The 24,600-nt window shown below is 71.2% G+C and carries 20 protein-coding genes; 18 read left to right on the top strand and 2 right to left on the bottom strand.

The features are described 5' to 3' along the window. Positions 1-104 precede the first annotated feature (104 nt). Complete coding sequence (locus tag ACFQ79_RS20555; protein ID WP_383585482.1) at positions 105-668, bottom strand: beta-class carbonic anhydrase; 564 nt, start codon at positions 666-668, stop codon at positions 105-107. 328 nt (positions 669-996) lie between these two features. Between ACFQ79_RS20555 and rsmH the strand changes: the two genes are divergently transcribed. The 16 genes from rsmH to ACFQ79_RS20475 all read left to right on the top strand — a co-directional run bounded on the left by rsmH (position 997) and on the right by ACFQ79_RS20475 (position 18,675). Beyond that, positions 997-1,953 (top strand): 16S rRNA (cytosine(1402)-N(4))-methyltransferase RsmH, encoded by a 957-nt coding sequence (rsmH, locus tag ACFQ79_RS20550; RefSeq protein WP_383585479.1) that lies wholly within the window; start codon positions 997-999, stop codon positions 1,951-1,953. Then, positions 1,950-2,480: a septum formation initiator family protein gene (locus tag ACFQ79_RS20545; protein ID WP_383585477.1), complete on the top strand. Its 531-nt coding sequence runs from the start codon at positions 1,950-1,952 to the stop codon at positions 2,478-2,480. Before rsmH ends, ACFQ79_RS20545 begins: the two co-directional genes overlap by 4 nt. 7 nt (positions 2,481-2,487) lie before the next feature. Beyond that, positions 2,488-4,470 (top strand): peptidoglycan D,D-transpeptidase FtsI family protein, encoded by a 1,983-nt coding sequence (locus ACFQ79_RS20540; protein ID WP_383585475.1) that lies wholly within the window; start codon positions 2,488-2,490, stop codon positions 4,468-4,470. Positions 4,471-4,486: 16 nt separating this feature from the next. Then, on the top strand, positions 4,487-6,175 hold the full coding sequence (locus tag ACFQ79_RS20535) for a UDP-N-acetylmuramoyl-L-alanyl-D-glutamate--2,6-diaminopimelate ligase (protein WP_383585473.1): 1,689 nt from the start codon (positions 4,487-4,489) through the stop codon (positions 6,173-6,175). 4 nt (positions 6,176-6,179) lie between these two features. After that, positions 6,180-7,604 carry a UDP-N-acetylmuramoyl-tripeptide--D-alanyl-D-alanine ligase gene (murF, locus tag ACFQ79_RS20530; RefSeq protein ID WP_383585471.1) on the top strand — a complete coding sequence of 475 codons (1,425 nt, stop codon included), beginning with the start codon at positions 6,180-6,182 and terminating at the stop codon, positions 7,602-7,604. Continuing rightward, positions 7,601-8,671 (top strand): phospho-N-acetylmuramoyl-pentapeptide-transferase, encoded by a 1,071-nt coding sequence (mraY, locus tag ACFQ79_RS20525; RefSeq protein ID WP_229314049.1) that lies wholly within the window; start codon positions 7,601-7,603, stop codon positions 8,669-8,671. Before murF ends, mraY begins: the two co-directional genes overlap by 4 nt. Beyond that, positions 8,653-10,092, top strand: a complete 1,440-nt coding sequence (gene murD, locus ACFQ79_RS20520; protein ID WP_383585468.1) for a UDP-N-acetylmuramoyl-L-alanine--D-glutamate ligase — start codon at positions 8,653-8,655, stop codon at positions 10,090-10,092. The genes mraY and murD overlap by 19 nt, the downstream gene beginning before the upstream one ends. A 55-nt stretch (positions 10,093-10,147) precedes the next feature. Next, complete coding sequence (gene ftsW, locus ACFQ79_RS20515) at positions 10,148-11,488, top strand: putative lipid II flippase FtsW (RefSeq protein WP_383585465.1); 1,341 nt, start codon at positions 10,148-10,150, stop codon at positions 11,486-11,488. Positions 11,489-11,494: 6 nt separating this feature from the next. Then, positions 11,495-12,589 carry an undecaprenyldiphospho-muramoylpentapeptide beta-N-acetylglucosaminyltransferase gene (murG, locus tag ACFQ79_RS20510; RefSeq protein WP_030314515.1) on the top strand — a complete coding sequence of 365 codons (1,095 nt, stop codon included), beginning with the start codon at positions 11,495-11,497 and terminating at the stop codon, positions 12,587-12,589. Between the two features lie 28 nt (positions 12,590-12,617). Next, positions 12,618-13,433, top strand: a complete 816-nt coding sequence (locus ACFQ79_RS20505; RefSeq protein WP_383585462.1) for a cell division protein FtsQ/DivIB — start codon at positions 12,618-12,620, stop codon at positions 13,431-13,433. A 278-nt stretch (positions 13,434-13,711) separates the two neighbouring features. After that, complete coding sequence (gene ftsZ / locus ACFQ79_RS20500) at positions 13,712-14,926, top strand: cell division protein FtsZ (protein WP_383585459.1); 1,215 nt, start codon at positions 13,712-13,714, stop codon at positions 14,924-14,926. After that, entirely contained in the window at positions 14,923-15,651 is a 729-nt protein-coding gene (gene pgeF / locus ACFQ79_RS20495) for a peptidoglycan editing factor PgeF (protein ID WP_383585456.1), read from the top strand. Before ftsZ ends, pgeF begins: the two co-directional genes overlap by 4 nt. Before the next feature lie 8 nt (positions 15,652-15,659). Then, entirely contained in the window at positions 15,660-16,379 is a 720-nt protein-coding gene (locus ACFQ79_RS20490) for a YggS family pyridoxal phosphate-dependent enzyme (RefSeq protein WP_383585453.1), read from the top strand. 138 nt (positions 16,380-16,517) lie between these two features. Then, complete coding sequence (locus ACFQ79_RS20485) at positions 16,518-17,141, top strand: cell division protein SepF (protein ID WP_030314526.1); 624 nt, start codon at positions 16,518-16,520, stop codon at positions 17,139-17,141. Between the two features lie 81 nt (positions 17,142-17,222). Then, positions 17,223-17,513, top strand: coding sequence for a YggT family protein (locus ACFQ79_RS20480; protein ID WP_148004504.1), 291 nt, complete (start codon positions 17,223-17,225; stop codon positions 17,511-17,513). A 55-nt stretch (positions 17,514-17,568) separates the two neighbouring features. After that, positions 17,569-18,675, top strand: a complete 1,107-nt coding sequence (locus ACFQ79_RS20475) for a DivIVA domain-containing protein (protein WP_030314528.1) — start codon at positions 17,569-17,571, stop codon at positions 18,673-18,675. Positions 18,676-19,317: 642 nt separating this feature from the next. Here the strand turns inward: ACFQ79_RS20475 and ileS are convergent. Then, positions 19,318-22,461 (bottom strand): isoleucine--tRNA ligase, encoded by a 3,144-nt coding sequence (ileS, locus tag ACFQ79_RS20470; protein ID WP_383585450.1) that lies wholly within the window; start codon positions 22,459-22,461, stop codon positions 19,318-19,320. 541 nt (positions 22,462-23,002) lie between these two features. Between ileS and ACFQ79_RS20465 the strand changes: the two genes are divergently transcribed. Continuing rightward, positions 23,003-23,779: a TraR/DksA family transcriptional regulator gene (locus tag ACFQ79_RS20465; RefSeq protein ID WP_383585447.1), complete on the top strand. Its 777-nt coding sequence runs from the start codon at positions 23,003-23,005 to the stop codon at positions 23,777-23,779. A gap of 146 nt (positions 23,780-23,925) precedes the next feature. Further along, positions 23,926-24,549 carry a signal peptidase II gene (gene lspA, locus ACFQ79_RS20460; protein ID WP_383585444.1) on the top strand — a complete coding sequence of 208 codons (624 nt, stop codon included), beginning with the start codon at positions 23,926-23,928 and terminating at the stop codon, positions 24,547-24,549. The last annotated feature ends 51 nt before the right edge of the window (positions 24,550-24,600 follow it).

Genomic DNA, 24,600 nt, shown 5'->3' with positions numbered 1-24,600 from the left:
GTGTCATCGTCGGAGGGTGCCACACCCCAGCATTCTTGTTCGCATGGCCGGGTCGTGTCACTTGCCCGCGGACAAGTGCGAGGGAAATGCCGGGCTTTGGGTGTTTAAGCCGGGTCGGTCTCGGCGTCGGTCGCGGGATCGATCTCCCGCAGGAGGCCGGTGGTCACGTCGAAGACGAAGCCCCGGACGTCGTCGGTGCGCAGCAGGAACGGGGAGGTCCGCACCCGCTGCATCGACTGCCGTACGTCCTGGTCGACGTCGCGGAAGGCCTCGACCGCCCAGGCCGGACGCTGGCCGACCTCCATCTCCAGCTCGTGCCGGAACTCCTCGGTGAGGGACTCCAGACCGCAGCCGGTGTGGTGGATCAGCACCACGCTGCGGGTGCCGAGGGCGCGCTGGCTGATGGTGAGCGACCGGATCACGTCGTCGGTGACCACGCCGCCCGCGTTGCGGATGGTGTGGCAGTCGCCGAGTTCGAGGCCCAGGGCGGCGTGCAGGTCGAGGCGGGCGTCCATGCAGGCGACCACGGCGACACCGAGGACGGGGCGGGCGTCCATCCCCGGGTCGCCGAACGCGGCGGCGTACCGCTCGTTCGCCCCGACGAGCCGGTCGGTGACGGTGGCATCGGCGGATATGGCGCCGGCGGTGGGGTGCGCGGAGGTCGACATGGTTCCGACGTTAATGCTCACGGCCGGCCGGGGCTTGCTGTGAGGGCGGACAAAGAACATCAATGAGCCGCGTTGTGAGCTAGTCCACAGCCCTGGAGGACCGCGCCCCGAACGGGTGAGCCGTCCGGAATGTCCCGCGGGCTCTCCGGCGCCGTGCGACGCGCCAGCCGGTTGATTGACCGGCGGGTCCCGTGGACTAAAGTGACGCGAAGTTCACGGAGACAACGAGCGACTTCCGCGGTTTCTCCCCCCGTGTGTGCGGCGGTACCTACGGCTCGGCCTTCTTACCCGCTCGCCCGTACCTCCGCGCCGGATCTGAGAGGGCGCATTGAGCAACGACCGACACGTCCCGGTCATGCTCCAGCGGTGCCTGGACATGTTGGCCCCCGCCCTGCGGCGCCCCGGCGCGGTCGTCGTCGACTGCACCCTGGGCCTCGGCGGCCACAGCGAGGCACTCCTGCAGCAGTTCCCCGAGGTGCGGCTCGTCGCCCTCGACCGGGACAAGGAGGCCCTGCGGCTCTCCGGCGAGCGGCTCGCCCCGTACGGCGACCGCGCCACCCTCGTCCACGCCGTCTACGACGAGCTGCCCGAGGTCCTCGACAAGCTCGGCCTCCCCGCCGTCGACGGCGTCCTCTTCGACCTGGGCGTCTCCTCCATGCAGCTGGACGAGGCCGACCGCGGCTTCGCCTACGCGCAGGACGCCCCCCTCGACATGCGCATGGACCAGACGACCGGCATCAGCGCGGCCGAGGTCCTCAACACCTACGCACCCGGCGAGCTGGTCCGCATCCTCCGCGCGTACGGCGAGGAGAAGCAGGCCAAGCGGATCGTCTCGGCGATCGTGCGCGAGCGCGACAAGGAGCCGTTCAGCAACAGCGCCCGGCTCGTCGAGCTCATCCGCGACTCCCTGCCGCAGGCCGCCAAGCGCACCGGCGGCAACCCGGCCAAGCGCACCTTCCAGGCCCTGCGCATCGAGGTCAACCGCGAGCTCGACAGCGTCGAGAAGGCCATCCCGGCGGCCGTGAAGGCCATCGGCGTCGGCGGCCGGGTCGTCGTCCTCTCGTACCAGTCCCTGGAGGACCGGATCGTCAAGCAGGTCTTCGCGGCCGGCGCGGCCACCACCGCCCCGCCCGGCCTGCCCGTCGTCCCCGAGAAGTACCAGCCGCGCCTGAAGCTGCTCACCCGCGGCGCCGAGCTGCCCACCGAGGAGGAGGTCGCCGAGAACCGGCGCGCCGCCCCGGCCCGGCTCCGGGGCGCCGAGCGGATCCGGGAAGACGTCCTGTGAGCACGACGAAGGGGCCGCTCAAAGGGCGGGCCGCGCGGCTCGGACGGCTCATGCCGTCGGGGCCGAGCTCGGCCGCCCGCACCCCCTTCGTCCTGCTGGTCGTCGTCCTGCTCGGCGGCGGTCTGATCAGCCTGCTCCTGCTGAACTCGGCCCTCAACCAGGGCTCCTTCCAGCTCAACGAGCTCAAGGACAGGACCACCGAGCTCACCGACGAGGAGCAGGCGCTCCAGCGGGACGTGGACGACTACGCGGCCCCCGACGCCCTGGAGCGGCGGGCCCGTGAGCTCGGCATGGTCCCGGGCGGCAGCCCGGCCTTCCTGGGCCCGGACGGCAAGGTGCTCGGCGAGCCCTCGGAGGCCGTCGCCCCGAAGCCCACCCCGACGCCGAGCCGCAGGCCGACGCCGGGCGGGAAGCCCGCGCCGCCCGCCGCCACCGGCTCCCCGAAGCCGGGGACGGCCACCGGCGCTCCCGCACCGACAGCGCCCGCCCGCGCGCCCGCACCCGACCCGACGAACTCCGGCAGGTGACCCGCAAGTGCCCCCCAAGGAGCCCCCGCGCCGCCGCGTCCCCGGACCCGCCCGGCCCGCGCGCCCCCGGCCCGCCTCCGCCGGGGCCCGCACGTCCCGCCCCGCACCGCGCCCGGCCGCGAAGCGGACCGCGCCCCGGCCGCCGGCCCGCCGGCCGCGCACCATCCGGCTCGGCAGCCCCCGGCCCCGGCTGCGGCTGGTCTCCCTCGGTCTGACCCTGGTCATGACGGCCTTCGTGGTGCGGCTGCTCCAGGTCCAGGCCGTCGACGCCAGCGCGTACGCGGCGAAGGCCGACAAGTACCGCTTCCAGGAGTACACGCTCTCCGCCGAGCGGGGCGAGATCACCGACCGCAACGGCATCGCGCTCGCGGCCAGCGTCGACGCGTACGACATCACGGCCGATCCGCAGCTCTTCACGCCCGAGGTGTCCAAGGTCCCGGACGCGCCCGAGCAGGCCGCCGCCCTCCTCGCCCCCCTGCTCGGCAAGGAGCCCGCGGAGATCGCCAAGAAGCTCCGCACCCCCAAGTCCCGGTACACGCTGCTCGCCCGCAAGCAGACCCCGCAGGTCTGGAACCAGATCAAGGACCTGCGGCGCGTCTACGGGCAGAAGGCCCAGCGCTCGGCCGGCGGCACCGGCGTCAATCTCCTCGGCGGCATCCTCAGCGAGCCCAGCACCAAGCGCGTGTACCCGAACGGCGAGCTCGCCGCCGGGATACTGGGCTACGTCAACGCCGAGGGCAAGGGCGCCGGAGGCGTGGAGTCGATGCTCGACCCGGAGCTCGCCGGCAAGGACGGCAAGATCCGCTTCACCCAGTCCGGCGGCCGCCAGGTGCCCACCGCGGGCTCCCAGGGCACCCCCGCCGTCCCCGGCTCCGACATCGAGCTGACCATCGACCGGGACATCCAGTGGGCCGCCCAGCAGGCCATCACCGAGCAGGTGACGAAGTCCAAGGCCGACCGGGGCTATGTCATCGTGCAGAACACGAGGACCGGAGAGGTCCTCGCCATGGCCAACGCCCCCGGATTCGACCCCAACGACCTCTCCGCCGCCAACGCCGCCTCGATGGGCAACGCGGCCCTCCAGGACGCCTACGAGCCCGGCTCCACCAGCAAGGTCATGTCCATGGCCGCCGTCCTGGAGGAGGGCAAGGCGGCCCCCGACACCCATGTCACCGTCCCCAACCGGCTCCACCGCGGCGACCGGCTCTTCAAGGACGACATCGACCACCCGACCTGGTACCTGACGCTCAACGGCGTCCTCGCCAAGTCCAGCAACATCGGCACCATCCTCGCCACCGGCCAGCTGGGCGCCACCCAGGCCGAGTCGAACAAGGTCCTCCACTCCTACCTGCGCAAGTTCGGCATGGGCAGCCCCACCGGCCTCGACTACCCGGGCGAGACCGCCGGCATCCTGGCCAAGCCGCAGGACTGGTCCACCTCGCAGCAGTACACGATCCCCTTCGGCCAGGGCCTCTCCGTCAGCGCGATGCAGGCCGCCTCCGTGTACTCGACCATCGCCAACGGAGGCGTACGCGTCGAACCGACCCTGGTCCGCGGCACCAAGGGACCCGACGGGCGGTTCACCCCGGCGCCCAAGCCCGAGGAGTCCCGGGTCGTCAGCGAGAAGACCGCCAAGACCCTGGCCCAGATGCTGGAGTCCGTCGTCGACGACCGGGAGGGCACCGGCAACAAGGCCGCCATCCCCGGCTACCGCGTCGCCGGCAAGACCGGCACCGCCAACCGCGTCGACCCCGAGCTCGGCCGCTACAAGGGCTACACCGCCTCCTTCGCCGGGTTCGCCCCCGCCGACGACCCGCAGGTCACCGTCTACTGCGCCATCCAGAACCCCACCAAGGGCAGCTACTTCGGCGGCCAGATCTGCGGCCCCATCTACAAGAAGGTCATGGAGTTCGCCCTCAAGACCCTCCACGTCGCCCCCACGGGCAGCGAGCCCGCCCGACTGCCGGTCATGTTCGACCCCACCCCGTGACACTCCGGGAGCACCAGTGACAACGATCACCCCCCATTCCGGGAACCGGAAATCGAACTCCGGCGAGGCCCCGGGCTCTTTTGGCCCCCTGCAGGGTGCGCCCGGTACGCTCACCGCCGTGCCACACGCTGATCAGTACCGAACCGCCCCGCCCCGGCCGGAGCAGGCCCGCCCGACACCCCTGGGCGACCTGGCCGCGCAGTTGGGGGTCGACGCCCCCGGAGCCGCCGAGATCTCGGGCATCACCCACGACTCCCGGGCCGTGCGACCCGGCGACGTGTACGCGGCCCTGCCCGGTGCCCGCGCCCACGGCGCCGACTACGTCGCCCAGGCCGCCGGACTCGGCGCCGCCGCGATCCTCACCGACCCGACGGGAGCCGAGCGCGCCGCCGCCACCGGCCTCCCGGTCCTGGTCGTCGAGAACCCGCGCGGCCGGATGGGCGAACTCGCCGCCGAGATCTACGGGCGGCCCGGCGCCGACCTCCTCCAGATCGGCATCACCGGCACCTCCGGCAAGACCACCACCGCCTACCTCGTCGAGGGCGGCCTGCGCGGCTCCGGACACCACACCGGGCTCGTCGGCACCGTCGAGATGCGGATCGGCGACGAACGCATCAAGTCGGAGCGCACCACCCCGGAGGCCACCGACCTCCAGGCGCTCTTCGCGGTCATGCGCGAGCGGGGCGTCGACGCGGTCGCCATGGAGGTCTCCAGCCACGCCCTCGTGCTCGGCCGGGTCGACGGCTGCGTCTTCGACGTCGCCGTCTTCAACAACCTCAGCCCCGAGCACATGGAGTTCCACTCCGACATGGACGACTACTACCGGGCGAAGGCCGGGCTCTTCACGCCCGAGCGCAGCCGCCTCGGTGTGGTCAACCTCGACGACGCCTACGGCCGCAGGCTCGCCGGCGAGGCGACCGTCCCGGTCGTCACCTTCTCCGCCGAGGGCCGCGCCGACGCCGACTGGCGCGCCGAGGACCTCGTCCTCGGCTCCCACGACTCGACGTTCACCGCCGTCGGCCCCGCGGGGGAGCGGATCTCCGCCACCGCCCCGCTGCCCGGCCCGTTCAACGTCGCCAACACCCTCGCCGCCATCGTCACCCTCGCCGCCGCGGGCATCGACCCGAAGAGCGCCGCCGAGGGCGTCGCCGCCGTCCCCGGCGTTCCGGGCCGCCTCGAGCGGGTCGACGCGGGCCAGCCGTACCTCGCCGTCGTCGACTACGCGCACAAGACGGACGCCGTCGAATCGGTCCTGCGCTCCCTGCGCGAGGTCACCGAGGGCAAGCTGCACGTGGTCATCGGCTGCGGCGGCGACCGGGACACCACCAAGCGCGGCCCGATGGGTGCCGCCGCGGCCCGGCTCGCCGACACCGCCGTCCTGACCTCCGACAACCCACGCTCCGAGGACCCGCTCAGGATCCTCGCCGCCATGCTCGCGGGCGCCGCAGAGGTGCCCGCGGAGGAACGCGGCGAGGTGCTCGTCCTCGCCGACCGCGCCGCGGCCGTCGCGGCCGCCGTCGCCCGCGCACAGCCGGGCGACACCGTCCTCGTCGCGGGCAAGGGCCACGAGCAGGGCCAGGAGATCGCCGGGGTCGTACGCCCCTTCGACGACCGCCAGGTCCTGCGCGAGGCCATCGCCGACCGCTCGCACACCCGGGCTTCCGCGCCGGGCGGAACAGCCAGCCACCAGAACAGTCAGGGATGAAGCAGTGATCGCCCTCTCCCTCGCCGAGATCGCCGAAATCGTCGGCGGGCAGGCGCACGACATACCGGATCCGGCCGCCCGGATCACCGGGCCCGTCGTCATCGACTCCCGCGAGGTGCGGGCCGGCAGCCTGTTCGCGGCCTTCGCCGGTGAGCACGTCGACGGCCACGACTACGCGGAACGCGCCGTCGCGGCGGGTGCGACGGCCGTCCTCGCCGCCCGCCCCGTCGGCGTCCCCGCCCTCGTCGTCGACGACGTCCAGACGGCGCTCGGGGCCCTCGCCCGAGCCGTCGTCGAACGGCTCGGAACCGATGTCGTCGCCCTCACCGGCTCGGCCGGAAAGACGTCCACCAAGGACCTGATCGCCCAGGTCCTCGACCGGCACGCGCCCACCGTCTGGACGCCCGGTTCGCTCAACAACGAGATCGGCCTGCCGCTCACGGCGCTCCGCGCGAGCGACGAGACCCGGCACCTGGTCCTGGAGATGGGCGCCCGCGGCATCGGGCACATCCGCTACCTCACCGGCCTCACCCCGCCCCGTATCGGCCTCGTCCTCAACGTGGGCACCGCCCACATCGGAGAGTTCGGCGGCCGGGAGCAGATCGCCGAGGCCAAGGGCGAGCTCGTCGAAGCGCTTCCGTCGGCCGAGGACGGCGGTGTCGCGGTCCTCAACGCCGACGATCCGCTGGTCCGCGCGATGGCGAGCCGCACCAAGGCCCGCGTGATCTTCTTCGGCGAAGCGGACGAAGCGGCCGTACGGGCCGAGAACGTCCACCTCACAGAGTCCGGACAGCCTTCTTTCAGGCTTCACACACCCACCGGGTGCAGTGACGTGACCTTGCGCCTGTACGGTGAGCACCACGTGTCGAACGCGCTCGCAGCGGCCGCCGTCGCGCACGAGCTGGGCATGCCCGTCGAAGAGATCGCCACCGCGCTCTCCGAGGCGGGCACCCTGTCGCGCTGGCGCATGGAGGTCACCGAGCGTCCGGACGGCGTGACGATCGTCAACGACGCCTACAACGCGAACCCCGAGTCCATGCGAGCCGCCCTGCGCGCGCTCGCGGCCATGGGCAGGGCCGCACAGGCCCGAGGGGCTCGTACGTGGGCGGTGCTCGGCAAGATGGCCGAGCTCGGTGACGCATCGCTCGTCGAGCACGACGCGGTCGGACGGCTCGCCGTCCGGCTCAACGTCAGCAAGCTCGTGGCGGTCGGGGACAGGGAAGCGTCCTGGCTGCAACTGGGCGCATATAACGAGGGTTCGTGGGGTGAGGAGTCGGTGCACGTGTCCGACGCGCAGGCGGCTGTCGACCTGTTGCGCAGTGAGCTGCGCCCGGGGGATGTCGTCCTTGTGAAGGCTTCCAGGTCGGTCGGTCTCGAACAGGTCGCGCTGGCGCTCCTCGACACCGAGGGCGAGGTCACCGGCCGATGAGGCAGATCCTCTTCGCGGGGGCCATCGGGCTCTTCCTGACCCTGATCGGCACCCCGCTGCTGATCAAGCTCCTGGCCCGCAAGGGATACGGGCAGTTCATCCGTGACGACGGCCCGCGCGGCCACGCCGGGAAGAAGGGCACGCCCACCATGGGCGGCATCTCCTTCATCCTGGCCACGCTCATCGCGTACGCGCTGGCCAAGGTCATCACCGGTGAGGACCCGACGTACTCGGGCGCCCTGGTGCTGTTCCTGATGGCCGGCATGGGCCTCGTCGGCTTCCTCGACGACTACATCAAGATCGTCAAGCAGCGTTCGCTGGGCCTGCGGGCCAAGGCGAAGATGGCCGGCCAGCTGATCGTCGGCATCGCCTTCGCCGTGCTCTCGCTGCAGTTCGCGGATCTGCGCGGGCTCACCCCGGCGTCCACGAAGCTCTCCTTCATCACGGACTTCGGCTGGGCCATCGGACCGGTGCTGTTCGTGGTCTGGGCGCTCTTCATGATCCTGGCCATGTCCAACGGCGTGAACCTGACGGACGGCCTGGACGGCCTCGCCACCGGCGCCTCGGTGATGGTCTTCGGCGCGTACACCTTCATCGGGCTCTGGCAGTTCCAGGAGTCCTGTGCGAACGCCATGACCCTGACCAACCCCAACGCCTGCTTCGAGGTGCGCGACCCGCTCGACCTCGCCGTCGTCGCCTCCGCGCTCATGGGCTCCTGCTTCGGCTTCCTGTGGTGGAACACCTCGCCCGCCAAGATCTTCATGGGTGACACCGGCTCGCTCGCCCTCGGCGGCGCCCTCGCCGGTCTCGCCATCTGCTCCCGTACGGAGCTGCTGCTGGCCCTGCTCGGCGGCCTGTTCGTACTGATCACGATGTCCGTGGTCATCCAGGTCGGCTCGTTCAAGATGACCGGCAAGCGCGTCTTCCGGATGGCGCCGCTCCAGCACCACTTCGAACTCAAGGGGTGGTCCGAAGTCCTGGTCGTCGTCCGGTTCTGGATCATCCAGGGCATGTGCGTGATCGTGGGCCTGGGCCTCTTCTACGCGGGATGGGCATCGGAAAAGTGACAGAACAGCTCGACTGGAACGGCAAGAAGGTCACCGTCGCGGGACTCGGGGTGTCCGGCATCCCCGCCGCCCGCGTCCTGCACGGTCTCGGCGCGCTCGTCACCGTCGTCAACGACGGCGACGACGAGCGCTCCCGGGCCCAGGCCGCGGAACTCGAGGCGGAGGGCATCACCGTCCGCCTCGGCGACGGGGCCACCCTGCCGTCCGGCACCGAGCTGATCGTCACCACCCCCGGCTGGCGGCCCGACAAGCCGCTCTTCGCGGCCGCCGCGGCGGCGGGCGTGGAGATCTGGGGCGACGTCGAACTCGCCTGGCGGCTCAGGGGGCCCGGCGCGGCCCCCTGGCTCGCGGTCACCGGCACCAACGGCAAGACCACGACGGTCCGGATGCTCGCCTCGATCCTGGAGGCGGCCGGACTGCGGACCGCCGCCGTCGGCAACATCGGGGTCTCGCTCCTCGACGCCGTCCTCGGCGAGGAGCGGTACGACGTGCTCGCCGTCGAGCTCTCCAGCTACCAGCTCCACTGGGCGCCGTCCGTCCGCGTCCACTCGGGCGCCGTGCTCAACCTGGCGCCCGACCACCTCGACTGGCACGGCTCCATGGAGGCGTACGCCGCCGACAAGGGCCGCATCTACGAGGGCAACCAGGTCGCCTGCGTCTACAACGTCGCCGACAAGGCCACCGAGGACCTGGTCCGCGAGGCCGACGTCGAGGAGGGCTGCCGTGCCATCGGCTTCACCCTCGGCACCCCCGGCCCGTCCGAACTCGGCGTCGTCGAGGGCATCCTCGTCGACCGTGCCTTCGTCGAGAACCGGCAGAAGAACGCCCAGGAGCTCGCCGAGGTCTCCGACGTCCAGCCGCCGGCCCCGCACAACATCGCCAACGCCCTCGCGGCGGCCGCCCTGGCCCGCGCCTTCGGCGTCGACGCCAAGGCCGTACGCGACGGTCTGAAGGCCTTCCGGCCCGACCCGCACCGCATCGAACTGGTCGAGGAGGTCCGGGGAGTCGCGTACGTCGACGACTCCAAGGCCACCAACACCCACGCCGCGGAAGCCTCGTTGGCGGCCTACGACCCGATCGTCTGGATCGCCGGCGGCCTCGCCAAGGGCGCGACCTTCGACGAGCTCGTCCAGAAGTCGGCGAAGCGCTTGCGCGGGGCCGTCCTGATCGGCGCCGACCGTGCCCTGATCCGCGAAGCCCTGGCGCGACACGCCCCGGAAGTACCCGTGGTGGACCTCGACCGGACCGACACTGGGGCGATGTCCGAGGCGGTCCGCGAGGCGACCCGGCTCGCCCACGCGGGGGACACGGTGCTCCTCGCCCCGGCCTGTGCCTCGATGGACATGTTCACCAACTACAACAAGCGCGGCGAGGCCTTCGCGGACGCGGTCCGCGCCCTCGCCGCCACCGGGGACGCCTGACCCGACCCGTGGGAGGGTCCGGCAGGACCGGGCACGACCGGAGGGGGCAGCGACCATGCCGAGCAAGATCGCAGGGACACGCGGGCCCTCCGCCGTACGCGGCGGAGGGCGGGCCCCCGCGACCCCGCGGCGGCCCCGCGGCGGGGGCCTGCGAAGGCTCCACGAGCGGGCGCGGAAGGCCTGGGACCGGCCGCTCACGGCGTATTACGTGATCATCGGCGCGGGCATGCTCATCACCGCGCTCGGCCTCGTGATGGTCTACTCCGCCTCGATGATCACGGCACTCCGCTACGAACTCGTGCCCTCCTACTTCTTCCGGAAGCAGTTCTTCGCCGCGCTCCTGGGCACCGGACTGCTCCTGATCGCCTCACGGATGCCCGTGAAGCTCCACCGGGCCCTCGCCTACCCCATCCTGGTCGGCGCGGTCTTCCTGATGGTGCTCGTGCAGATCCCGGGGATAGGGCACTCCGTCGGCGGCAACCAGAACTGGATCTCGCTGGGCGGCCCGTTCATGCTCCAGCCCAGCGAGTTCGGCAAACTGGGGCTGATCCTCTGGGGCGCCGACCTGCTCGCCCGCAAGAACGACATGCGACTGCTCACGCAGTGGAAGCACATGCTGGTGCCGCTGGTCCCTGGTGCCTTCATGCTCCTCGGACTGATCATGCTCGGCGGCGACATGGGCACCGCGATCATCCTCACCGCGATCCTCTTCGGCCTGCTGTGGACCGCCGGAGCGCCCACCAGGCTCTTCGTCGGGGTGCTCGCGGTGGCCGGCGCCCTCGGGGCGCTGCTCATCAAGACGAGCCCGCACCGCATGGACCGGTTCCAGTGCATCGGCGCCTCCGACCCGGGCGGCGAGGGAGCCCCCTGTCTGCAGGCCGCGCACGGAATCTATGCTCTGGCGTCGGGCGGATGGTTCGGTTCCGGACTCGGTGCGAGCGTCGAGAAATGGGGCCAACTGCCCGAGGCGCACACCGACTTCATCTTCGCGGTAACCGGTGAGGAACTGGGTCTCGCGGGGACGCTGTCGGTACTCGCCCTGTTCGCGGCTCTAGGCTATGCGGGTATCCGCGTGGCCGGAGGCACGGAGGACCCCTTCGTGAGGTTCGCCGCGGGAGGTGTGACCACCTGGATCACGGCTCAGGCCGTGATCAACATCGGTGCGGTGCTCGGTCTGCTGCCGATCGCCGGTGTCCCGCTCCCGTTGTTCTCCTACGGTGGGTCGGCCCTGCTGCCGACCATGTTCGCCGTCGGGCTCCTCATCGCCTTCGCGCGACAGGAACCCGCCGCGAAAGCGGCCCTGGCCATGCGCCGCCCCGGCTGGGGTAAGCGGGCCGGGGTGAGATGGAAGTCGATGCGACGGCGCGTCAAGAAGCGCCCGTCCGGAGAGCGGTGAATTTCGGTGCATGTCGTACTTGCCGGCGGGGGGACCGCCGGCCACATCGAGCCCGCGCTGGCCCTCGCGGACGCCCTGCGCAGGCAGGACCCCAGCGTGGGGATCACGGCGCTCGGCACGGAGAAGGGTCTGGAGACCCGGCTCGTGCCCGAGCGGGGCTACGAGTTGGCCCTCATCCCGGCCGTACCGCTGCCCCGCAAGCCCACCCCCGAGCTGATCACCGTTCCCGGGCGGCTGCGCGGCACCATCAAGGCCGCCGAGCAGATCCTGGAACGCACCAAGGCGGACTGCGTGGTGGGCTTCGGCGGCTATGTGGCGCTGCCCGGCTATCTGGCGGCCAAGCGCCTCGGGGTGCCGATCGTGGTCCACGAGGCCAACGCCCGGCCCGGCCTGGCCAACAAGATCGGTTCGCGGTACGCGGCCGGGGTCGCCGTCGCCACCCCGGACAGCAAGCTCCGCAACGCCCGTTACATCGGCATTCCGCTGCGGCACACCATCGCGACCCTCGACCGGGCGCGGGTGCGCCCCGAGGCGCGCGCCGCGTTCGGGCTCGACCCGAACCTGCCGACGCTCCTCGTCTCCGGCGGCTCCCAGGGCGCCCGCCGGCTCAACGAGGTGATCCAGCAGATCGCCCCGGTGCTCCAGCGCTCCGGCATCCAGATCCTGCACGCGGTCGGCCCGAAGAACGAAATGCCGCGTGTCGACAACATGCCCGGAATGCCGCCCTACGTGCCGGTACCGTACGTGGACCGGATGGATCTCGCGTACGCCGCGGCCGACATGATGCTCTGCCGCGCCGGCGCCATGACCGTCGCCGAGCTCTCCGCCGTCGGGCTGCCCGCCGCGTACGTACCGCTGCCGATCGGCAACGGCGAACAGCGGCTCAACGCCCAGCCGGTGGTCAAGGCCGGCGGTGGACTCCTCGTCGACGACGCGGAGCTGTCGCCGCAGTGGGTGCAGGGCAACGTCCTGCCCGTACTGGCCGATCCGCACCGGTTGTACGAGATGTCCCGCGCCGCCGCCGAGTTCGGCCGCCGGGACGCCGACGATCTGCTCGTCGGCATGGTGTACGAGGCGATCGCCGCGCGCCGCCAGGCGTAGCGCGGCGGCTGAGGGCAGGAGACGCCACGTGGCAGCCGGACCGACGACCGCGGAGAAGAGCGGCGCGAGCGAGTCGAAGAGGTCGTCGAAGGGCTCGTCGGACGGTCCGTCCCGTACGGGCACCCGGAATCGAAAGTTCCGGGTGCCCGGCACCCGGGTGCTCCTCATCGCCCTGGCCGTTCTCCTGCTCGTGGCCGGCGGGATCTGGGCGCTCTACGGCTCGAACTGGTTCCGTGTAGAACGTGTGAAGACTTCCGGCACCTCGGTCCTGACCCCGCGTGAGGTCGAGGCCGTCGCCGCCGTGCCCATGGGCGCCCCGCTCGTCACCGTCGACATCGAGGCCATCGAGGCGCGGCTGCGGGAGGGACTTCCGCGCATCGAGTCGGTGGACGTCGTGCGGTCGTGGCCGCACGGAATCGGGCTGAAAGTGACGGAACGGAAGCCCGTTCTTCTGATGGAAAAGGGCGGAAAGTTCATCGAAGTGGACGCGACCGGAATGCGGTTCGCCACCGTCGACACCGCTCCCCGCGGCGTCCCCCTGCTCGTTCTCGACAGCGCCTCCTCGCCGAGTCTGCGCCGCTTCGACGCGGACCGGCTGCTCCGGGAGGCGGTGCGCGTCCGGGGTGAACTCCCGGCCGAAATCGCCCGGAACACTCGTGTCGTACGCGTCACCTCGTACGACTCCGTCACTCTGGACCTGACCAGGGGGCGCACCGTCTTCTGGGGCAGCGGCGAACACGGCCCCGTCAAGGCCCGCGTTCTCACCGCGCTCCTGAAGGCCACTCCCAAAGCGGGGCACTTCGATGTAAGTGCCCCCACAGCGCCCGCCTCGTCCGGGAGTTGACGGGAATCACCCCTGGCCAGCCCCCTGGTTGGCCAGCGCTACGGGTGATCACATAGGGTGAAAAGAAAAACGGGAGGTTCGGCGTGTTCGTTGAACGTGCGCCACTTGTCGACTTAGTGTCCTGTTCGGAAGAGTCCAGCGAACAGAGACACTGGTAACCCTAAACTTCAACGTTAGGGTTTGGGTCGGCGTTTCGGACCGTCCCAATCGGCATCCGTCGGAGCCGCGCGACCAACCGCGCAGCGACGACACGTAACTCGAGGCGAGAGGCCTTCGACGTGGCAGCACCGCAGAACTACCTCGCAGTCATCAAGGTCATCGGTGTCGGCGGCGGTGGTGTCAATGCCATCAACCGAATGATCGAGGTCGGTCTCAAGGGCGTCGAGTTCATCGCCATCAACACCGACGCGCAAGCGCTGTTGATGAGCGACGCCGACGTCAAGCTCGACGTCGGCCGTGAACTCACCCGCGGCCTCGGCGCCGGGGCGAACCCGGCCGTCGGTCGCAAGGCGGCAGAGGACCACCGTGAGGAGATCGAGGAGGTCCTCAAGGGGGCCGACATGGTCTTCGTCACCGCCGGAGAGGGCGGCGGCACCGGCACCGGCGGCGCACCCGTCGTCGCCAACATCGCGCGCTCGCTCGGCGCCCTGACGATCGGTGTGGTCACCAGGCCGTTCACCTTCGAGGGCCGCCGTCGCGCCAACCAGGCGGAGGACGGCATCGCCGAGCTCCGCGAAGAGGTCGACACCCTCATCGTCATCCCCAACGACCGGCTCCTGTCGATCTCGGACCGCCAGGTCTCCGTGCTCGACGCCTTCAAGTCGGCCGACCAGGTGCTGCTGAGCGGTGTGCAGGGCATCACCGACCTCATCACCACCCCGGGTCTGATCAACCTCGACTTCGCCGACGTCAAGTCGGTCATGTCCGAGGCCGGTTCGGCCCTGATGGGCATCGGCTCCGCCCGCGGCGACGACCGCGCGGTGGCGGCGGCGGAGATGGCGATCTCCTCGCCGCTCCTCGAGGCCTCCATCGACGGCGCCCGCGGCGTGCTGCTCTCCATCTCCGGCGGCAGCGACCTCGGTCTCTTCGAGATCAACGAGGCCGCGCAGCTGGTCAGCGAGGCCGCCCACCCGGAGGCCAACATCATCTTCGGCGCCGTCATCGACGACGCCCTCGGCGACGAGGTCCGGGTCACCGTCATCGCGGCCGGCTTCGACGGCGGCCAGCCGCCGGCCCGCCGGGACAACATCATCGGCTCGGTCTCCGCCAAGCGCGAGGAGCCGGCCCCGGCGCCCCGCCACGTCGAGACCCCCCGCCCGCTGGGCGGCCTCGGCACGGTCGCCCCGCGCGAGGAGCCGGCCCAGGTTCCGGCCGAGCCGGCGCCGGCGGTCAACGAGACCCCGCTGTCGCCCGCCCCTCCGGTCGTCCCGCCGGCCCGTCCGTACGCGGACAGCCAGGCCGAAGAGCTGGACGTCCCGGACTTCCTGAAGTGATAGGACAGCGCTTCGACGCGAACGGCGCGCACTTCGCCTTCACCGACAGGTGGGGCGGGGTGAGCGCCGTTCCGTACGAGGAGCTCAACCTCGGCGGCGCGGTGGGGGACGCCCCCGAGGCGGTACGGACCAACCGGGCGCTCGCGGCCGGCGCCCTCGGGCTCGACCCCGCGTCGGTGGTCTGGATGAACCAGGTGCACGGCGCGGACGTCGCCGAGGTCGAGGGGCCGTGGGGCACCGACGGGATCCCGTCGGTGGACGGCCTCGTCACCTCGAGGCCCGGACTCGCCCTCGCCGTCCTCACCGCGGACTGCGTCCCCGTCCTCCTCGCCGATCCGGTCGCCGGGGTCGCGGCCGCCGCCCACGCCGGGCGGCCCGGGATGGTGGCGGGCGTCGTTCCCGCCGCCGTCGCGGCCATGATCGATCTCGGCGCCGACCCCGCCCGTATCGTCGCCCGCACCGGCCCCGCCGTCTGCGGGCGTTGCTACGAGGTGCCGGAGGCCATGCGTGCCGAGGTCGCCGCGACCGAACCCGCCGCCTGGGCCGAGACGAGCTGGGGCACCCCGGCCGTCGACGTCACCGCCGGAGTCCTCGCCCAGCTCGAACGGCTCGGCGTCACGGACCGGCAGGCCAGTACGGTCTGCACCCGGGAATCCGGTGACCACTACTCGTACCGCCGCGATCGCACCACGGGGCGACTCGCGGGATATGTCTGGTTGGACTGAGAAGAGACATGACGGACCGCACGTCGGAACTCGCCGAGAACCTGGCCCGGGTGGAGGAGCGCATCGCCGCCGCCTGCGCCGCCGCCGGGCGCCCGCGGGAAGAGGTGACGCTCGTCGTGGTCACCAAGACCTACCCCGCGAGCGATGTGAGAATCCTCCACGGACTCGGCGTACGGCACGTCGCCGAGAACCGGGACCAGGACGCCGCCCCGAAGGCGGCCGCCTGTGCCGACCTTGATCTGACCTGGCACTTCGTGGGTCAGTTGCAGACCAACAAGGTCAGATCCGTGGTGGGTTATGCCGATGTGGTGCAGTCTGTCGACCGCTTGAAGCTCGTTTCCTCGCTCTCCGCGGCGGCGGAGAAGGAGGGCCGCGAGCTCGGCTGTCTCCTCCAGGTCGCGCTCGACGCCGAGTCGGGCGAGCGGGGCGCCCGCGGCGGTGTCGCACCCGACGGGATCGAGGAGTTGGCGGCCGCGGTGGACGCCGCCCCGGGGCTGCGGCTCGACGGACTCATGACCGTCGCCCCGCTCTCCGGCCCGTACGCGGGACGGCAACGCGCCGCTTTCGACAGGCTGATGGATTTGTCGACTGCCCTGCGCGCGACCCGTCCGGCTGCGAACATGGTGTCAGCAGGGATGAGTGCGGACCTCGAGGAGGCCGTCGCTGCCGGGGCGACACACGTACGCGTCGGTACGGCGGTACTCGGAGTCCGCCCGAAGCTCGGGTAACGTCGCGAAGCAAGTCGGACCACAGCAGAAAATATGGTCATTCCGCAGAACGGCGGGACGACCCGTGGATCGCGGGCACTTGGTGACGCTGCGAATTGGCCAGTATGGCGATCCACCACAGAGCGGAGGACTCAGAGAATGGCCGGCGCGATGCGCAAGATGGCGGTCTACCTCGGCCTCGTGGAGGACGATGGGTACGACGGCCGGGGCTTCGACCCCGACGACGACTTCGAACCCGAGCTGGAGCCGGAGCCCGAGCGCGACCGGCGCCACATCGCCCCTCCGCGGCAGGTGGAGCGTGAGGAACCGGTACGAGTGGTGCAGCCTCCGGCCCCCCGTGAGCCGATGTCCCATTCTGTTCCGGTACTCGCCGAAAGCGGACGTCCGGCCCGAATTGCCCCCGTGGCATCCATCACACCCGAACGTCCCAGCATGGAGAAGAACGCACCCGTGATCATGCCCAAGGTCGTGTCCGAGCGGGAGCCCTACCGCATCACCACGCTGCACCCCCGGACCTACAACGAGGCCCGTACCATCGGGGAACACTTCCGTGAGGGCACCCCGGTGATCATGAACCTCACGGAGATGGACGACACGGACGCGAAGCGACTTGTCGACTTTGCCGCCGGACTCGTCTTCGGGCTCCATGGCAGCATTGAGCGCGTGACGCAGAAGGTGTTCCTGTTGTCGCCTGCTAACGTCGATGTCACGGCGGAGGACAAGGCCCGGATCGCAGAGGGCGGATTCTTCAACCAGAGCTGAGAACACGAGAACCGGACGGACCGGTCGCGAAGCGGCCGGAACAAGTGAGAGCACGTAAGTCAGGGGAGAGGGAAACGCGGGATGGGCGTCGCACTACAGGTGGTCTACATCGTGCTGATGTGCTTCCTCGTCCTCCTGATCGTCCGACTTGTCATGGACTACGTCTTCCAGTTCGCCCGTTCATGGCAACCCGGTAAGGCGATGGTGGTCGTCCTTGAGGCCACCTACACTGTCACCGATCCACCGCTCAAGCTTCTGCGGCGACTCATCCCGCCGCTGCGTCTCGGGGGCGTGGCACTCGACCTGTCCTTCTTCGTTCTGATGATCATCGTCTACATCCTGATCTCCATCGTGAGCAACTTCGCGAGGTGAATGTGGACGATACGGTCTTGCCGACTGCCGACGACTACGTAGAGGTGAAGAAGAGATGCCGCTGACCCCCGAGGACGTGCGGAACAAGCAGTTCACGACCGTCCGCCTCCGAGAAGGCTATGACGAGGACGAGGTCGATGCCTTCCTCGACGAGGTCGAGGCCGAGCTGACCCGCCTGCTCCGCGAGAACGAGGACCTGCGCGCCAAGCTGGCCGCCGCGACCCGTGCCGCCGCGCAGAACCAGCAGCAGCAGGGGATGCGCAAGCCCCCGGAGCAGCAGGATCGTCCCGTCGGTCCCGGCGCGCCCGTGCCCGCCGCCATATCCGGACCGCCGGTCCAGCAGCAGCCGCCGCAGATGGGCCCGCCGCAGCTTCCGTCCGGTGCCCCGCAGCTTCCCGCCGGCCCGATGCAGGGTGGCCCCATGCAGGGCGGCCCCATGCAGGGTGGTCCGATGCAGGGCGGCCCGATGGGTCCCGGCCCGATGCAGGGCGGCCCCATGGGTCACCCGCAGCAGCAGATGCAGCAGCAGATGCCGCCGCAGATGCAGCAGCCGCAGCAGGGCCCCGGTGGCGACAGTGCCGCGCGTGTCCTCTCGCTGGCCCAGCAGACCGCCGACCAGGCGATCGCCGAGGCCCGCTCCGAGGCCAACAAGATCGTCGGCGAGGCGCGTTCGCGTGCCGAGGGCCTGGAGCGGGACGCCCGCGCCAAGGCGGACGCCCTTGAGCGGGACGCGCAGGAGAAGCACCGTGTCGCGATGGGCTCCCTGGAGTCCGCCCGCGCCACGCTGGAGCGCAAGGTCGAGGACCTGCGCGGCTTCGAGCGCGAGTACCGCACGCGTCTGAAGTCGTACCTGGAGTCGCAGCTGCGTCAGCTGGAGACCCAGGCCGACGACTCGCTCGCCCCGCCGCGCACCCCGGCCACGGCCTCGCTGCCGCCGGCCCCGTCGATGGCCTCGGCCGGCGCCGGTGCGCCGTCCTACGGCGGCAACGGCGGGATGGGCGGTGGACCGTCCATGGGCGGCGCCCCGTCCTACGGCGGCCAGCAGCAGATGTCTCCGGCGATGACCCAGCCGATGGCTCCGGTCCGTCCGCAGGCTCCGCAGCCGATGCAGCAGGCGCCGGCGCCGATGCGTGGCTTCCTGATCGACGAGGACGACAACTGACGGCGGGTGCTCGCGCGGTGAGCGCGTAGCCGTCGGCAGGCCGAAGGGCCGGGCCCCGGGAAACCGGGGACCCGGCCCTTCGCCGTACCCGGCCCGCCTTGTGCCGCCCCGCCGCCGCGCCGCCGCGCGGGCTGCGCCCGCCACCGCGTGGGCTGCGCCCGCGCCCCCGCCGTGTGGGCTGCGCCCGGCACCCCCGCCACCCGCCCGTGTGGGCAATCGTCCCTCCCCCAGACTCCGTCCGGGGGGGACCCCCAGGGCGGGACGGGTGGGCACACGGGACGGCGCGCTTGGCGGCGCCTCCGCTCCTCGTTCCCTGGCCCGCACCGACTGTGCGCCGCACCTGGGGTGCGGGTTCAGGCGCGGAAGCCTGGGCCCGGCAAGGGGCGCCGTTCCGTTGTGCCCACCCGTTCCGCCCCAGCGGAACAGATGCCCACAACTAGGGAGGCGGGGGCGCCAGCCCGGGTGGGTGGGCACCGCCCCGGCAGGGCGAAGGCCCGCAACGGGGTGGGCGGCCGGCTCTGGGGGTCCCCCTGGACGGAGTCTGGGGAGGAACGAATGCCCACAACGGGGGTGGGCGAATGGGTGTCGGGGGACGTAGAAGGGCCCGGCACCGGGGGTGGTGCCGGGCCCTTCTCGCGTCGCTTAGGCCTTGCGGAGGCGGAAGGTGAGGTTCAGGGAGTCGTCCGTGAACGGCTCGCCGTACGTGGCGTCCGCCTCGCCCTGCGCGTGGTCTGTCGCCAGGACCTCGTCCGCGATCAGGCCCGCGTGGGCCGTCAGGGCCTCCGCCGTCTCCGGGGAATCCGTCACCCAGCGCAGCGCGATCCGGTCCGCCACGTCCAGGCCGCTGTTCTTGCGGGCCTCCTGGATCAGGCGGATCGCGTCACGCGCCAGGCCCGCCTTGCGGAGCTCCGGGGTGATCTCCAGGTCGAGGGCGACCGTCGCGCCCGCGTCCGATGCCACCGACCAGCCCTCGCGGGGGGTCTCGGTGATGATGACCTCCTCGGGGGTGACGGTGATGTCCTCGCCGTTCACCGACAGGGTCGCCTCGCCGGACCGGAGGGCCAGCGACAGCGCCGCCGCGTCCGCCGCCGCGACGGCCTTCGCCACGTCCTGGACGCCCTTGCCGAAGCGCTTGCCCAGGGAGCGGAAGTTCGCCTTGGCGGTGGTGTCCACCAGCGAGCCGCCCACCTCCGAGAGGGAGGCGAGGGACGAGACGTTCAGCTCCTCCGTGATCTGGGCCTGGAGGTCCGCGGAGAGGGCCGCGAAGCCCGTCGCCGCCACCAGGGCCCGGGAGAGCGGCTGGCGGGTCTTCACGCCCGACTCGGCGCGCGTCGCCCGGCCCAGCTCCACCAGACGCCGCACGAGGAGCATCTGCTCCGAGAGCGTCTTGTCGATCGCCGTCGTGTCCGCCTCCGGCCAGGTCGCCAGGTGGACCGACTCGGGGGCGTCCGGCGTCACCGGCACCACCAGGTCCTGCCAGACCCGCTCGGTGATGAACGGGGTCAGCGGGGCCATCAGGCGCGTGACCGTCTCCACCACGTCGTGGAGGGTGCGGAGGGCCGCCTTGTCGCCCTGCCAGAAGCGGCGGCGCGAGCGGCGCACGTACCAGTTGGAGAGGTCGTCGACGAAGGCCGAGATCAGCTTGCCGGTGCGCTGGGTGTCGTACGCCTCCATCGCCTCGGTCGTCTCGGCGACCAGCGTGTTCAGCTCGGAGAGCAGCCACTTGTCGAGGACCGTGCGGTCGGCCGGGGCCGGGTCCGCGGCGGAGGGGGCCCAGCCGGACGTGCGGGCGTACAGCGCCTGGAAGGCCACCGTGTTCCAGTACGTCAGGAGGGTCTTGCGGACGACCTCCTGGATCGTGCCGTGGCCCACCCGGCGCGCCGCCCACGGCGAGCCGCCGGCCGCCATGAACCAGCGGACCGCGTCGGCGCCGTGCTGGTCCATCAGCGCGATCGGCTCCAGGGTGTTGCCCAGGTGCTTGGACATCTTGCGGCCGTCCTCGGCGAGGATGTGGCCCAGGCAGACCACGTTCTCGTAGGACGACTTGTCGAAGACCAGCGTGCCGACGGCCATCAGCGTGTAGAACCAGCCGCGCGTCTGGTCGATGGCCTCGGAGATGAACTGCGCCGGGTAGCGGGACTCGAAGAGTTCCTTGTTCTCGTACGGGTAGCCGTACTGCGCGAACGGCATCGAGCCCGAGTCGTACCAGGCGTCGATGACCTCGGGGACGCGGGTGGACTCCAGCGAGCAGCCCTCGGTCGGGCAGCCGAACGTCACCGCGTCGATGTACGGGCGGTGCGGTTCGAGCTGCGACTGGTCCGTGCCGGTCAGCTCGGTCAGCTCGGCGCGCGAGCCCACACAGGTCAGGTGGCCGTCCTCGCAGCGCCAGATCGGCAGCGGGGTGCCCCAGTAGCGGTTCCGGGAGAGCGCCCAGTCGACGTTGTTGGTCAGCCAGTCGCCGAAGCGGCCGTGCTTGACCGAGTCGGGGAACCAGTTGGTCCGCTCGTTCTCCGCGAGCATGCGGTCCTTGACCGCGGTCGTGCGGATGTACCAGGACGGCTGCGCGTAGTACAGCAGCGCCGTGTGGCAGCGCCAGCAGTGCGGGTAGCTGTGCTCGTACGCGATGTGCCGGAAGAGCAGCCCGCGCGCGTCCAGGTCGGCGGTGAGCGCCTCGTCGGCCTTCTTGAAGAAGACGCCGCCGACCAGCGGGACGTCCTCCTCGAAGGTGCCGTCGGGGCGGACCGGGTTCACGACCGGCAGGCCGTACGCCTTGCAGACCTTGAGGTCGTCCTCACCGAAGGCGGGGGACTGGTGGACCAGACCCGTGCCGTCCTCGGTCGTCACGTACTCGGCGTTCACGACGTAGTGGGCCGGCTCGGGGAACTCGACCAGCTCGAAGGGGCGCTGGTACGTCCAGCGCTCCATCTCGGCGCCGGTGAAGGACTCGCCGGTGGTGACCCAGCCCTCGCCGAGGGCCTTCTCGACCAGCGGCTGGGCGACGACGACCCGCTCGTCGCCGTCGGTGGCGACGACGTAGGTGACCTCGGGGTGGGCGGCGACCGCGGTGTTGGACACCAGGGTCCAGGGGGTCGTCGTCCAGACCAGGAGCGCCGCCTTGCCGGCCAGCGGGCCGGAGGTCAGCGGGAAGCGGACGTAGACCGAGGGGTCGACGACCGTCTCGTAGCCCTGGGCCAGCTCGTGGTCGGAGAGGCCGGTGCCGCAGCGCGGGCACCAGGGGGCGACGCGGTGGTCCTGGACGAGCAGGTCCTTGTCGAAGATCTGCTTCAGCGACCACCAGACCGACTCGATGTACGAGGGGTCCATCGTCCGGTACGCGTCGTCCAGGTCGACCCAGTAGCCCATGCGGGTCGTCAGCTCGGCGAACGCGTCGGTGTGCCGGGTCACGGACTCGCGGCACTTGTCGTTGAACGCGGCGATGCCGTAGCCCTCGATGTCCTTCTTGCCGGAGAAGCCGAGCTCCTTCTCGACGGCGAGCTCCACCGGGAGGCCGTGGCAGTCCCAGCCGGCCTTGCGGGCCACGTGGTAGCCGCGCATGGTCCGGAAGCGGGGGAAGACGTCCTTGAAGACGCGGGCCTCGATGTGGTGGGCGCCGGGCATGCCGTTGGCGGTCGGCGGGCCCTCGTAGAACACCCACTCGGGGCGTCCCTCGGACTGTTCGAGGGTCTTGGCGAAGACCTTGTTCTCGCGCCAGTGATCGAGCACGGCGTGCTCCATCGCGGGCAGGTCGACCTGGGCGGGCACCTGGCGGTACTGCGGCGGTGTCATCGAGTTCCTCCGGCGGACTGTCGTCGTTCCGTCGGAGGGACGAGAGCGCTGCTCCCGCGGTACCACCCTCCTTGGCCCGGGGCACGCACGCCCTGAGCCCCCTCATTGGGGTCGCGACGCCGGGTCTAGTCACCGCGGTCTCCCGCGGCTTTCTTCCGACGGCTCCGGGGTGATGCTTCACATCGGGCTCGCCCCCGGGCTCTCACCGTCCCCGGGTCGCTCATGGCTGCGTACGACGCTACTCGTCCCCATCCAAGCCTTTCGCCAGCACCAGTGTACGGGGCCCGGGGTGGGGTGGCAGACCGGTTTTCCCGTGACCCGAATGGCCATACGGGGCGGTGCGGACTTGGCGTACGGCCATGTGGGGGAGGGGCGGGACGGATTACCAGGCGGGGAGCTGGGCACAACGGAGGCAGGCCTGCCCCGAGGGGTGCGGGGGCGGGTGGGAACGGCGGCGTGCCCCGTTGCCGCGGGCCTTGGGCCGATTTATCGTCCCAGCACGATTCGCGAGCAAGATCACAAAATGTGAAGGGGCCGCGACATGGTGGCGAAGAAGACCGCCGCGAAGAAGCCCTCGGCCGCCGGTTCCACCGGTTCGGCGGAGGGCGCCAAGGACGTGGCCGGGACGAGGACGACGGTCGCGGAGCCGCCGACGGTCGCGAAGAAGACCACCGCGAAGAAGGCCGCCGTGAAGAAGACCGCCGTGAAGAAGAGCGCGGGGGAGCGGGCGGTCGCCGAGGAAACGGTTGCCCCGAAGGCCGCCGCCAGGAAGACGCCCGCCAAGAAGGCCGCGGCGAAGAAGGCGGCCGCCCCGGCGCCCGCCGCGAAGAAGCAGACAGGAGCCAGGACGGTGGCAGCGAAGAAGACCGCGGGTGGCGTCACGACCGCCGGGGACGAGGCCGCCGTGCCTCCCGCCCGGACCGGCGAGCTCGCGGTACGTCCCGGGGAGGACCCGTGGACCCCGGCCGAGGTCACCGAGGCCCGCAACGAGCTCCAGTCCGAGGTGCTGAGACTCCGCAGCGAGCTCGCGCACTCCCAGGAGGAGCTCACCGGCCTCATGCGGGACTCGGGCGACGGCGCCGGGGACGACCAGGCCGACACCGGCACCAAGAACATCACCCGCGAGCACGAGCTCGCCCTGGCGGCCAACGCGCGGGAGATGCTGGAACAGACCGAGCACGCCCTGGAACGGCTCGACGCGGGCACGTACGGCCTCTGCGAGGTGTGCGGGAAGCCGATCGGCAAGGCGCGGATGCAGGCGTTCCCCCGGGCCACGCTCTGCGTCGAGGACAAGCAGCGGCAGGAGCGGCGCGGCTGACGGCGGAGGGCGGCGCGGCCGACTGTGGTGGGCGGCGCGGCCGACGGCCGGGGGCGGCGCGGCCGGTGATCTCGGCTGCCGGTCTCGTACGCCTGTGCCGTACCCTCGGTGCACGGTCAGGCATCGAGGTCGAGGGACTCACTCACGTGGCAGAGGCGGAGCGCATCATCGGTACGCCGGATTCAGCAGGGGCCGAGGAGCCGGCCGCCTCCGACGAGACGGTGGCCGCCGACGGTACGGCCACGCCCGACGACGGTTCGGCCGCTCCCGCGGAGCGGCCGAAGGGCAGGCGCAGGATCGTCGCCCTGTTCGTCGTGGCCGTCCTCGCCTACCTGCTCGACCTGGGCAGCAAGATGCTCGTGGTCGCCAGGCTTGAGGGCCGTGAGCCGATCCGGGTGATCGGCGACTGGCTGCGCTTCGACGCCATCCGGAACCCGGGTGCGGCGTTCGGCATGGGCGAGGCCTTCACGATCATCTTCACCTGCATCGCGGCCGCCGTGATCGTCGTGATCATCCGGCTGGCGCGGAAGCTCTACAGCCTGCCCTGGGCGATCGCGCTGGGTCTGCTGCTCGGCGGTGCGCTGGGCAACCTCACGGACCGGATCTTCCGCTCCCCGGGCGTCTTCGAGGGCGCGGTCGTCGACTTCATCGCCCCCGCGCACTTCGCCGTCTTCAACCTCGCCGACTCGGCGATCGTCTGCGGCGGCATCCTCATCGTGATCCTGTCGTTCCGGGGTCTGGACCCCGACGGCACCGTCCACAAGGACTGAGCCGATCCGGCCGCGAGACCCGAGCACCTCGGGGCAAGGCATACTCGACGA

Origin of the sequence: Streptomyces sp. NPDC056480 (assembly GCF_042795405.1) — a bacterium.
Taxonomy (GTDB): domain Bacteria; phylum Actinomycetota; class Actinomycetes; order Streptomycetales; family Streptomycetaceae; genus Streptomyces.
This window is presented reverse-complemented; position numbering and strand designations above follow the sequence as displayed.

Coding starts and splice junctions, on each gene's coding strand:
- ACFQ79_RS20555 (WP_383585482.1), bottom strand. CDS start 668: ATGTCGACCTCCGCGCACCCCACCGCCGGCGCCATATCCGCCGATGCC.
- mraY (WP_229314049.1), top strand. CDS start 7,601: ATGAGGCAGATCCTCTTCGCGGGGGCCATCGGGCTCTTCCTGACCCTG.
- murD (WP_383585468.1), top strand. CDS start 8,653: ATGGGCATCGGAAAAGTGACAGAACAGCTCGACTGGAACGGCAAGAAG.
- ftsW (WP_383585465.1), top strand. CDS start 10,148: ATGCCGAGCAAGATCGCAGGGACACGCGGGCCCTCCGCCGTACGCGGC.
- ACFQ79_RS20490 (WP_383585453.1), top strand. CDS start 15,660: ATGACGGACCGCACGTCGGAACTCGCCGAGAACCTGGCCCGGGTGGAG.
- ACFQ79_RS20485 (WP_030314526.1), top strand. CDS start 16,518: ATGGCCGGCGCGATGCGCAAGATGGCGGTCTACCTCGGCCTCGTGGAG.
- ACFQ79_RS20480 (WP_148004504.1), top strand. CDS start 17,223: ATGGGCGTCGCACTACAGGTGGTCTACATCGTGCTGATGTGCTTCCTC.
- ACFQ79_RS20475 (WP_030314528.1), top strand. CDS start 17,569: ATGCCGCTGACCCCCGAGGACGTGCGGAACAAGCAGTTCACGACCGTC.
- ileS (WP_383585450.1), bottom strand. CDS start 22,461: ATGACACCGCCGCAGTACCGCCAGGTGCCCGCCCAGGTCGACCTGCCC.
- ACFQ79_RS20465 (WP_383585447.1), top strand. CDS start 23,003: ATGGTGGCGAAGAAGACCGCCGCGAAGAAGCCCTCGGCCGCCGGTTCC.